At 41.2% G+C, this 9199-nt stretch carries 13 protein-coding genes; 5 read left to right on the top strand and 8 right to left on the bottom strand.

Annotated features, from left to right (window positions below; all coding sequences use genetic code 11):
* Positions 1-4: 4 nt before the first annotated feature.
* The 7 genes from ACEW80_RS15330 to ACEW80_RS15300 form a co-directional block, all read right to left on the bottom strand.
* Positions 5-1231, bottom strand: coding sequence for a UvrD-helicase domain-containing protein (locus ACEW80_RS15330; RefSeq protein WP_373527421.1), 1227 nt, complete (start codon positions 1229-1231; stop codon positions 5-7).
* Positions 1232-1275: 44 nt separating this feature from the next.
* Complete coding sequence (locus ACEW80_RS15325) at positions 1276-1410, bottom strand: hypothetical protein (protein WP_373527420.1); 135 nt, start codon at positions 1408-1410, stop codon at positions 1276-1278.
* A 26-nt stretch (positions 1411-1436) separates the two neighbouring features.
* Positions 1437-1685 carry a helix-turn-helix domain-containing protein gene (locus ACEW80_RS15320; RefSeq protein WP_373527419.1) on the bottom strand — a complete coding sequence of 83 codons (249 nt, stop codon included), beginning with the start codon at positions 1683-1685 and terminating at the stop codon, positions 1437-1439.
* A 70-nt stretch (positions 1686-1755) separates the two neighbouring features.
* A complete protein-coding gene (locus tag ACEW80_RS15315; RefSeq protein WP_373527418.1) occupies positions 1756-2298 on the bottom strand; it encodes a UvrD-helicase domain-containing protein in 543 nt (180 codons plus the stop codon).
* Positions 2299-2310: 12 nt separating this feature from the next.
* Entirely contained in the window at positions 2311-3138 is an 828-nt protein-coding gene (locus tag ACEW80_RS15310) for a KilA-N domain-containing protein (protein ID WP_373527417.1), read from the bottom strand.
* A 304-nt stretch (positions 3139-3442) separates the two neighbouring features.
* Complete coding sequence (locus ACEW80_RS15305) at positions 3443-4435, bottom strand: DUF3644 domain-containing protein (protein ID WP_373527416.1); 993 nt, start codon at positions 4433-4435, stop codon at positions 3443-3445.
* Positions 4419-4697: a helix-turn-helix domain-containing protein gene (locus ACEW80_RS15300; protein WP_373527415.1), complete on the bottom strand. Its 279-nt coding sequence runs from the start codon at positions 4695-4697 to the stop codon at positions 4419-4421. The genes ACEW80_RS15305 and ACEW80_RS15300 overlap by 17 nt, the downstream gene beginning before the upstream one ends.
* Positions 4698-4953: 256 nt before the next feature.
* On the opposite strand from ACEW80_RS15300, the gene ACEW80_RS15295 reads away from it, so the two are divergent.
* The 4 genes from ACEW80_RS15295 (at position 4954) to ACEW80_RS15280 (ending at position 7168) form a co-directional block, all read left to right on the top strand.
* Positions 4954-5268 (top strand): hypothetical protein, encoded by a 315-nt coding sequence (locus ACEW80_RS15295; protein ID WP_373527414.1) that lies wholly within the window; start codon positions 4954-4956, stop codon positions 5266-5268.
* Between the two features lie 22 nt (positions 5269-5290).
* Positions 5291-5641 (top strand): hypothetical protein, encoded by a 351-nt coding sequence (locus ACEW80_RS15290; RefSeq protein WP_373527413.1) that lies wholly within the window; start codon positions 5291-5293, stop codon positions 5639-5641.
* 107 nt (positions 5642-5748) lie between these two features.
* Entirely contained in the window at positions 5749-6264 is a 516-nt protein-coding gene (locus ACEW80_RS15285; protein ID WP_373527412.1) for a hypothetical protein, read from the top strand.
* A gap of 58 nt (positions 6265-6322) precedes the next feature.
* The gene (locus tag ACEW80_RS15280; RefSeq protein WP_373527411.1) at positions 6323-7168 is read left to right on the top strand and encodes a tyrosine-type recombinase/integrase; all 846 of its coding nucleotides are present in this window, start codon (positions 6323-6325) and stop codon (positions 7166-7168) included.
* Between the two features lie 60 nt (positions 7169-7228).
* On the opposite strand, the gene ACEW80_RS15275 is transcribed toward ACEW80_RS15280, so the two are convergent.
* Positions 7229-7513: a hypothetical protein gene (locus ACEW80_RS15275; RefSeq protein ID WP_373527410.1), complete on the bottom strand. Its 285-nt coding sequence runs from the start codon at positions 7511-7513 to the stop codon at positions 7229-7231.
* 168 nt (positions 7514-7681) lie between these two features.
* Here ACEW80_RS15275 and ACEW80_RS15270 point away from each other — a divergent pair, with 168 nt between their 5' ends.
* Positions 7682-9199: a pentapeptide repeat-containing protein gene (locus ACEW80_RS15270; protein ID WP_373527409.1), complete on the top strand. Its 1518-nt coding sequence runs from the start codon at positions 7682-7684 to the stop codon at positions 9197-9199.

Genomic DNA, 9199 nt, shown 5'->3' with positions numbered 1-9199 from the left:
TTTTTTAGTCCACACTATCCAATTGTTCAGGAGAAGTTAAAGCATTCTCTATAATGTCAACAATGGAAGTTTTTGTGTTGTATAACATAACCAAATGGTCTTTTGCCCTGGTCATGGCAGTATAAACACCTGCTTTTTCTTGAAAATCTGCATCTGGATCACCTGGGTATTCTTTAGCTTCATCCAATCCGGCAATTATAACTGCATCAAATTCAACACCTTTTAAGGCATTCCAAGAATCAACAATTACATAAGGTCTATCAACTACATTTTTCTCTCTTTCTTGAGGTTTCATTGGTGCATGATGTTCAACACCTAATCTATATAACTGTTTGCTGATATCTTGCCTTAAAGATTTATATTGAGGGTGAGTCAAAATACCAATAGAAGATTTTGGATAACTCACCAAAGCCAATTGAACTTGTTGGGCAATTACCGATCCCATAGTTTCAGTAGATATTTGTAATAAACTTGGCTTGATATTTGAACTTCTAGATAATTTCTTTTTAGGCTCAATAATACTGCCAATGCTAGGGTTTTTTCCCTTTTTCTCAACTTTCATATTTGCTTGAGCCAGTGCTGGTGTTATAAATTGCCAAGCTGCTTCCAAAATTTCTGGAGAGTTTCTGTAATTAATATCAAAAATTTGGGCGCGACCTACGATATCAATTCCTAGCTTTTTCCATGACCAATCTGATCTTCTTCTATGCGACTGTCCATAAACAGACTGAGTGTTATCGTATACAAAAAATAGAGAATTAGTATCTTGATTTAAGACTGCTAATACCGCTTGAAACCATTCATCATAAAAGTCTTGTGCTTCATCTACTAAAATAGCTTGATATTCTATACCACTTTTTTTTGCTAATTCTATAACGCTTTTTCTTGCCTCATCATCTTTATCAAGCTCATAACTATATCCGAATCTATAGCTCCATTTATGAAAAGTTAAGCACTCTATGTTTTTTACTGTACCTTTCTCTCTTAATTTAGACTGGAGCCATACATTCATAAAACGGTTATAGCTCAAAATTAAAATGTTATCAAAGTCCTCAGCAATCAGCTTTTGAACTCTATTAGTTAACACTAAAGACTTACCAGAACCAGCTACTCCCCGCACCAGTGCGTGTTCACGAGTGCTGAAATTTCTAGCCCTATTTTGTTCTTGATCCAAATCTTCTCTTAGCAGTCTTTGATTAACAGTTTGTTGAAAATCAATCCATTGTCCCATGATTTTTACTCATTTGCTTTTTTGGATGTATTTAGTATTAGTAATTAGGTTCTATTCAGTGCGCGACTGGTGTCAATCCAGTAGCCAATGTCAGCAGAGTTTTCGATATTCCTAGAGGATTCGATAATCTCTGCGATCGCACCCAACAGCGTCACCGAACAGCCCCAAAAAGTAGACATCGCTCACACAAAAACTGAGCAAGCAACTAATTCCGCAAATACTTAGCCAACAAATCTTGCCCCTGACTGCCCATCTCATCAAGCTTCTGCTCAATAAGCTTCATCGCCATCGGCGAGGGTGTTGAGCGTCCATTTTCCCAACGATTAATCGTGGTATAAGTAACGCCTAGATTGGCTGCAAATTGTTCTTGCGTTAGCGCAGCCAAAAGCCGCAGATCACGAATGATCTGCCCCACCTCTGGCTGTTTGATAGCCAAGGCTTTTTTGATAGTCATTTAACTTCTAAACTTGATTCACTGTATCTTTAGTAGCTGGTGCTATATTATCTATTACAAGTTAGTCATTTTAAAGCTGCATACACACCGTATATACACTGAAATATGTTTTTATAGTAAAATTTGTTACTTGAATGAAGGGGAGTTTTTTAAGTGATGTTGAACTTAAATTCTTAGAGGAAAAGTTTGGATGGGCGATCGCCTTGCTGCGATATTTCCTCGCTTGATTGGGAGCGATCGCAGCATCGAAAACTTCCTTGACTAGTTCAACACAGTCGGCATCATCGTAGATGACAAAATCTGTTGGTAATCCAAGCTGACGAGCCTCGATCCGCAGTATGGAGGTACACAAACCATGAAAAGTCTTGATTGTCAAATCATGTAATTGATTTGGACAGTACTGAGATAGCCGCTCACTCATTTCCTTAGTAGCTCGGTTCGTAAACGTTAAGCAGAGAATCCTTTGAGGAGAGATGCCCCTATTTATTGCACATAGAACTCGCTCTGCCAAAACACGGGTTTTACCTGTACCAACTGGAGCAAGTACTAAAATTGAGCCTTCAGTATGTGTGGCGATCGCATTTTGTTGAGAGTTAAGTTCATTGCTATACATAAAGAATTAAATTTAATTATTATCTGAGTAATTACTTGATTTAAGCCTTTTAGTCATTGGCTTAATTTCATAACCAATAGCTTCTGAAATTAACTTGCACTCTTCTGGACTAACAAGCTTCCTGACATATTCAGGGAACTTTTCAGGTATGTAAGTTTCTTCTAACCATTCATGAAATTTTCCTAATAATTCATAGGGATAAATATTTGCAAGCTGCTCACCCCTGCTATCTGGGTAACAATGAATATATTGTTCAAAATCAGTGTCAGTTCCGTTCTTTCTTAGCCAATGACACCACGTTCTACCTACTGAACCATCAACAGTAGCTCTATCGTGTAAAGGCGCTCCTTTAGCTTCTAATTTCCTCATTAGTTTGCCTATTTCTTCAAAAACGCACCATGTACCCTTTGGTAATGTTGTCTTTTGCTCAAACATCATTAAGCGTTCATACCAAACACGCTGGTAAGGATGTAAATTTACAGGTTTTTGAGTCGAAGTTTGACCAGTAAAAAGCCATTGCTCTACCCAGTCCGATACCATCATTTCAAACTCAGGTGAGAGCCACATGGCAAAGGAAACAGCAAGCTTAGGATGAATCCAAACTTCCCTGCTTTTACCTTCTCCTTTCTTCTGCACAAGGTCATAAACCTCAATTCCAGTTTTACTAGATAAAAGTTCTAAATACTCAATAGTTCTATCTTTTTCAAACCATTGATTAGGGTTTCTATATTTGCCAACTTGTTGCTCATATGCTTTTGTTAATTTTGTTGCACTAATATAACCATCAAATTTACGTTGACTAACAATTAATTCACCAACTTTGTGTTCAATATATTGCATAAGTATTTTCTTCTAATAATCTTCACTTCTCCAGCCATCAGCTTATACAGATGAGCCGCCCTATCTCAATCTCTGCTTCCCGGTCTTCTACACCTTGATATTTGACATTAAGGTATTTTTGGACTATGCCTTCGACAGATAGGATCTTCGTGGCAGCTTCTAAATGCTTGATGGTAAGTGGAGAAAGCTAGTGGCAACATCGAGGTTAATTTGCTTCTCGTCTTCAATTTAGACTTTGAGGATAGATTCTGGTTTATGTTAGTAATTGTCGATGTAGTTAAGGAGGAGGAGTATTATGTATCTCCTACGTATATTTATCTCTATTTTCCTGACAATATTTTTCAGCTTCTTTTACCCATAATTCATACCAATACCAAGTTTTAGCTACTTGAACACCAAAAGATTTTTTCGGCTCTTTTGCATTTAAAGACTTCCATAATTCTGTATGATGTTGCATTGCAAATTTTGAGAATCCTTTTTGGTTCATTTGTTCAACAATCTCTTTAGGCAAAAATTTCTTTTTTTCTGTTTCTTTAATAACTGTATAGGTGGCGTTGACATCTTTTGCAAGAGGAGAATCTGCCTTGATAAATTCAATAACTTTATCAGCTTGTCCTTTGTGGTTAACAAGTTTTGCTACAAATAAAACTCTATAAGCAAACTTTGGGCTGTTGTATTCATCTTCTGACAACTTAGCATCAAATCCTTCAATAAGTTTTTTAATATTGTTGGGTAGGTCTTTTCCTTCCTTCAAATTATCAACTTGATATTCATCAATGGATGAAAATTGAAGGCTAAAAGATAGATACTTTTCTATGCCTTTATCATCACCAAAAAGCTGCTTAATGTAAAAGTTATAGTTCAGACAGCAGGCTTGAAACCTAGCACTTAAATATTTATCTATTTTAGTCGTCATTTGATGTTCAATTTCATGACGCAGAAGAATCAAAAATTTAAGATTGTTAGCAGTGTCTTTATCTATAGGAGTATAAATATAATTTAGGCACTGCTCAAGCTCCCAGTGCTTAAATACTCCTGTTTTAGTTCTCAAATATCTTCTCCTTTTTCCTATACTTGATTGGTTAAAATATATATATTTAATTTTCTTCTTCCGATAATAAGCATGAAGTAAATATGTCCATGCAATGCACATAATTACAATGAATATTTCAGATTTAAAAGTTATTTGTGGATTATTAAATATTTGAACGGCAGCTAGAGCAGCTTCTCTGGATTTAAAGATTAGTGCATCTGCTACAGAAGCAATTCTTCTTTTACGTTTAAGCTGCTTTGCCATTACCCCCTAACCTTTGCTCACCAAAATACTTTTGCTTTAAATCCTGGCTTTGTTCACCCAAATCGCGTAGATTATTTTCAATCTTCTCCATCGCTAGCGGTGACGGTTTAGAGCGTCCATTCTCCCAACGGTTAATTGTTGGGTAAGTAACACCTAAAGTAGCTGCAAACTGTTCTTGCGTTAATCCAGTCAAAAGCCTGAGTTCACGAATGAGCTTACCAACTTCTGGCTGTTTGATAACTAGGGGCTTTTTTGTGGTCATTTAGCTTCTGAACTCAAATAACAAACTTGATGTAACACTTGATATATCATTTGCTTTATATTAACTACACCTATGCTTATGTGTTCTCCGTAAAAACTCGGAATTTTTTTGAATTAACAAGATTTTAAGCAGTTTCGTCCAACTGAAAAGGCATAGAATGCGATAACTTCTCTACGAGACGCTCTTGCGTTCGTTAAGCTGCGCGATCGCCCCCTTCGCCCCAGTTCTTTTGGAATTTAACAAGCATAAATTATGTATGCGTGCGTGCGCTATAAAGGGCGGCTCTATGCGATCGCCGATAGCGTCACGGAGAGCGAGTCATCTTCCATCGCCCTTGACTATCCCCATCAAGCAAGTATCACAGCTAACCAGAGAAATTCTTAGAGTCAAAGTTGGGAAACAGCGATCGCACTTTCTTACCCAAGCTAGGCATCGCACCTCATCAAATGGGAACCCTGGTAATAGTTGCGTTTCTCACAGTCATGAAATTCTTAAACCGCTACGCTATCGGTGTCGCCCCTCTCCTAAAATTCTTAGAGGAAAAGTTGCACACTTGAGGAGCGATCGCTAAGAGTACTAGATAAACTGATGCTATGCCTAAGATTCCAATGTGCGATCGCTGTCTCCTTTACGCCCACAATCCCCACCTCGTCTGTGCCGTACATCCGGCGGGGGTTAACGGTAACACTTGCCTAGACTTTCGAGAAAACCCCAACGCCGAACCAGTAGAACTGTGGGAACCAGAAGGGGCAAGCTACTACAACGGTGAATTAATACTGCAACCACAACACCGATTGACGCAACAGCAACAGCTAGAACTGGTAGATACCCATCCTATGTTTACGGGCAGGTGTCCTCGGTGCAATGCTGAGTTTGACCGGGACTGGTCAGCACGGGTGCATTGGGATTGCTCGGAATGTGGCTGGATGGATGATACTGTGTAAAGTGCGATCGCTCCCCCCTAAAGCTCAAGTTTCCTCTAAGAAAATAGCGATCGCTCCTTATCGCTTTTCATCTATCATCAGTTTATTGCTATCAAAATTGATATCAAATGGCTGACCACAAGACCCCACCAAGCGAAATGATTCGCGTGCCTACTGCCTTAATTCCAGTAGTCAAAGAACTATCCAAACTGCACAGAGAGGGACATACAATTGCCTTGCTGCAAGGCTTAGAGGAATTGCTCTCTAGGTTTGATAGCAATATTGATATCGATGTTGCACCTAGCAGCAAATCAGTTTTGCAGCTGGAGAAGAAGCTAGAAACCAAACTAGAGGCTATCTCTGGGCAGTTAGAAAAATTGTCACGGGCTATTTCATCAAATAGATACAACAGTCAACCCAAACAAAGAAGACAAGCGCACCCATACCAACAGCCCCAAGTTGAACTCCTTGCATTACCTCCTGAAAACTTAGCACCGCGACTAGGTTTAACAGCGTCAAGCCTCACAACTGAAAAAGAAAAACTCACCCCCAAAGAATTTATCAGTTGGACTCGTAACCGTGACCCTAGAGGCATAGGTTGGGAATGGAATGCAAAAGACGGACTTTACCATCCGGTGAAATAATTTCAACTGTCCCCTAACTTGGGGTTTAATGTAAGAGCATTCAACATAAGAATGGGCAATGTTGAATACTCCAACGCTCACTAACACCGAACTCATCGACCTTTGGCTCCACGGTAAGAGCAAAAACACCGTTGACGGCTACCGCCGCTATGCCGAGCGGTTTTTTTCTCATGTCAACAAGCCCCTCTCTGATTGCACCCTTATGGATTTTCAATTGTGGGTGATGACACTAAGTAGTTCTGACAATTCCAAGCGGGTAGCAGTGGGTGCAATTAAAAGCCTGTTTTCCTTTGCTAAACAGTTGGGGGTGATATCGGCTAACTTGGGAGTGTTAGTTAAATCACCCAAGGCTCATAACCGATTGGCAGAAAGAATTCTCACCCAAGAGGAAGTACAATTACTGATAAATTCCACGACAAACCCCCGCGATCGCACTATCATCCGTTTACTTTATTTTGCGGGTTTGCGGGTAAGTGAATTATGTAGCCTCAAGTGGCGTGACCTCAAAGCGCGGGGTGACGGGGGGCAGATAACAGTATTTGGTAAGGGTGAGAAAACGAGAACTGTGCTGGTGGGTGCTGGTATTTGGCGGGAGATTAACTCTTTAAAGGGTTACGCTAAACATGATGACCCAGTGTTTGTTTCAGCTAAGGGTGGTCATCTGTGTAGGTCGATGGTTTTTCATATAGTGCGGAATGCTGCAAACCGCGCTCTTATTGAGGGGAATGTATCACCCCACTGGCTTAGACATAGCCACGCTTCCCACAGTCTTGATAGAGGAGCGCCAATTCACTTGTTACAGAAAACGCTGGGGCATAGTTCGGTGGCGATTACTGAAATGTATCTTCATGCCAGGCCGACTGATAGCAGTGGGTTGTATTTGCTCGATGATGATGATGAGTAGGGATGCGATTTTCTTCTTGATGAAGGGCGTAGCTTGCCGCCGTAGGCATCGCAATTAAATTTAAGTTTCATCATCTAACTCGGCTAAAATCTTATCAAGCCTATCGTTAGTGTCCTTGGCAAGCTGAACGCATCGGACGCTTGCAGCCATTCCACCAGCAGCCGTGACTGTTCCTTCTCTAACTTTTCCTAAAAGCAGAAGTCCAGCACCTACAAGACCAATGCAAGCAGACAATGCAGTTGCAGTTAATGCAAGATTAAAACTGTAACGGGCTTGTCTCAAGCGTTCTTGAGCAATGCTTAATTCTATTATTGAGTGAGAGTTAGGAGTTGGCTTATTATTCATGGATTTTGCTCCTGAATTGAAATTTCATACTTCTAATGTGGAGCAAAACCCTTGCAATACTGACTATACAATGATTTTGTTGTAACTAATTTGTGACTATCCTATGATTACCCTATGCCCTAGTTGTGACTGCGTAAATAATCGCTTATAAAAAACTCTAGCCAACCTATGACAGACCCAAGCCTTGGCAGAAAAAAAAGGAAAATTACCATCATCGCCTCTTCAAAAGGTGTTGAAATAGCAGAAAAGGCTTTGGTAAGGCTAGGATTTGATTCAAAAAGCAACTTTGCAAAGTCTCAACTTTTAGCTCGCGCTACAGTTACAAAATTTTTTCAATATGAGCCTATTCAGCTTGATTCCTTTAAAAAGATATGTAAAGAACTGAAATTAGATTGGAGAGAAATTGCGGGAATAACAGAAGAAGAACAATCAGAGCAGTTAGAAAGAAACGATTGCAGTAATTTAGATACTAATAAGGGGGTGGAACCTGTGCAGACACTTCGCCGTAAAGTGACTGTAATAGATGAACCAAGTCAAACAATTCTAGTTGCTATTGTATTAGAAGGTGATATAAATTCAGTTCCAAATCATAAAATTCTTGAATCGATTTTACGAGAGTATTCAGGAAAAACCATCAAAATTCTTGATGTTCAAAAAGGCAGTATTAAATTATTCGTAGAGGGTTCTCAAGAGGATATCGAACGGCTTATATCTCTCATAGACTCAGGAGAACTAACAACAATTAGCGGTTTCCCTGTTAAAGATATTCAAGTTTTAAGCGAAAGTTCAGAGGAAGACGAAAGTAACGAATCTGATGATAAGTGGCGTTTAGTGCAAGAGATTGCCAGTAAAGCAGTTAAAGGTCGAAAATTAAGGGATGCGGACTTGAGCGATGCGAACTTGAGCGATGCGGACTTGAGCGATGTGGACTTGAGCGATGTGGACTTGAGCAGTGCTGACCTAAGCGGTGCTGACTTGAGCCGTGCCGACCTGAGCCGTGCCTTCCTGAGCGGTACCAACCTGAGCCTTGCCTTCCTGAGCCGTGCCTTCCTGAGCCTTGCCTTCCTGAGCCGTGCCAACCTGAGCCTTGCCGACCTGAGCTTTGCCAACCTGAGCCGTGCCAACCTGAGCCTTGCCGACCTGAGCAGTGCCAACCTGAGCCGTGCCAACCTGAGCCTTGCCGACCTGAGCAGTGCCAACCTGAGCTTTGCCGACCTGAGCCGTGCCAACCTGAGCCGTGCCAACCTGAGCCTTGCCAACCTGAGCAGTGCCTACCTGAGCCTTGCCAACCTGAGCCTTGCCAACCTGAGCCGTGCCGACCTGAGCAGTGCCAACCTGAGCCTTGCCAACCTGAGCCTTGCCAACCTGAGCCTTGCCAACCTGAGCCGTGCCAACCTGAGCAGTGCCAACCTGAGCAGTGCCAACCTGAGCCTTGCCGACCTGAGCTTTGCCAACCTGAGCTTTGCCAACCTGAGCTTTGCCAACCTGAGCTTTGCCAACCTGAGCGGTGCCAACCTGAGCGGTGCCAACCTGAGCGGTGCCAACCTGAGCGGTGCCAACCTGAGCGGTGCTATTGTTATGAATGCCTTGTTTGGAGGGAGTGTAGGTCTTACAAAGGATGTCGAGCGTGACCTAGAGCGGCGAGGTGCAATTTTTGGCGATCGCCCTCCAGTTCCAGTTTCTTAG

Origin of the sequence: Nostoc sp. (genome assembly GCF_041747015.1) — a bacterium.
Lineage (GTDB): Bacteria > Cyanobacteriota > Cyanobacteriia > Cyanobacteriales > Nostocaceae > Nostoc.
Note: the sequence above shows the minus strand (reverse complement) of the source record. Positions and strands in the feature narration are given on the sequence as shown.

Coding starts and splice junctions, on each gene's coding strand:
- ACEW80_RS15315 (WP_373527418.1), bottom strand. CDS start 2,298: ATGTATAGCAATGAACTTAACTCTCAACAAAATGCGATCGCCACACAT.
- ACEW80_RS15325 (WP_373527420.1), bottom strand. CDS start 1,410: ATGTCTACTTTTTGGGGCTGTTCGGTGACGCTGTTGGGTGCGATCGCA.
- ACEW80_RS15270 (WP_373527409.1), top strand. CDS start 7,682: ATGACAGACCCAAGCCTTGGCAGAAAAAAAAGGAAAATTACCATCATC.
- ACEW80_RS15295 (WP_373527414.1), top strand. CDS start 4,954: ATGCGTGCGTGCGCTATAAAGGGCGGCTCTATGCGATCGCCGATAGCG.
- ACEW80_RS15330 (WP_373527421.1), bottom strand. CDS start 1,231: ATGGGACAATGGATTGATTTTCAACAAACTGTTAATCAAAGACTGCTA.
- ACEW80_RS15290 (WP_373527413.1), top strand. CDS start 5,291: ATGCCTAAGATTCCAATGTGCGATCGCTGTCTCCTTTACGCCCACAAT.
- ACEW80_RS15285 (WP_373527412.1), top strand. CDS start 5,749: ATGGCTGACCACAAGACCCCACCAAGCGAAATGATTCGCGTGCCTACT.
- ACEW80_RS15280 (WP_373527411.1), top strand. CDS start 6,323: ATGTTGAATACTCCAACGCTCACTAACACCGAACTCATCGACCTTTGG.
- ACEW80_RS15300 (WP_373527415.1), bottom strand. CDS start 4,697: ATGACCACAAAAAAGCCCCTAGTTATCAAACAGCCAGAAGTTGGTAAG.
- ACEW80_RS15310 (WP_373527417.1), bottom strand. CDS start 3,138: ATGCAATATATTGAACACAAAGTTGGTGAATTAATTGTTAGTCAACGT.
- ACEW80_RS15275 (WP_373527410.1), bottom strand. CDS start 7,513: ATGAATAATAAGCCAACTCCTAACTCTCACTCAATAATAGAATTAAGC.
- ACEW80_RS15320 (WP_373527419.1), bottom strand. CDS start 1,685: ATGACTATCAAAAAAGCCTTGGCTATCAAACAGCCAGAGGTGGGGCAG.
- ACEW80_RS15305 (WP_373527416.1), bottom strand. CDS start 4,435: ATGGCAAAGCAGCTTAAACGTAAAAGAAGAATTGCTTCTGTAGCAGAT.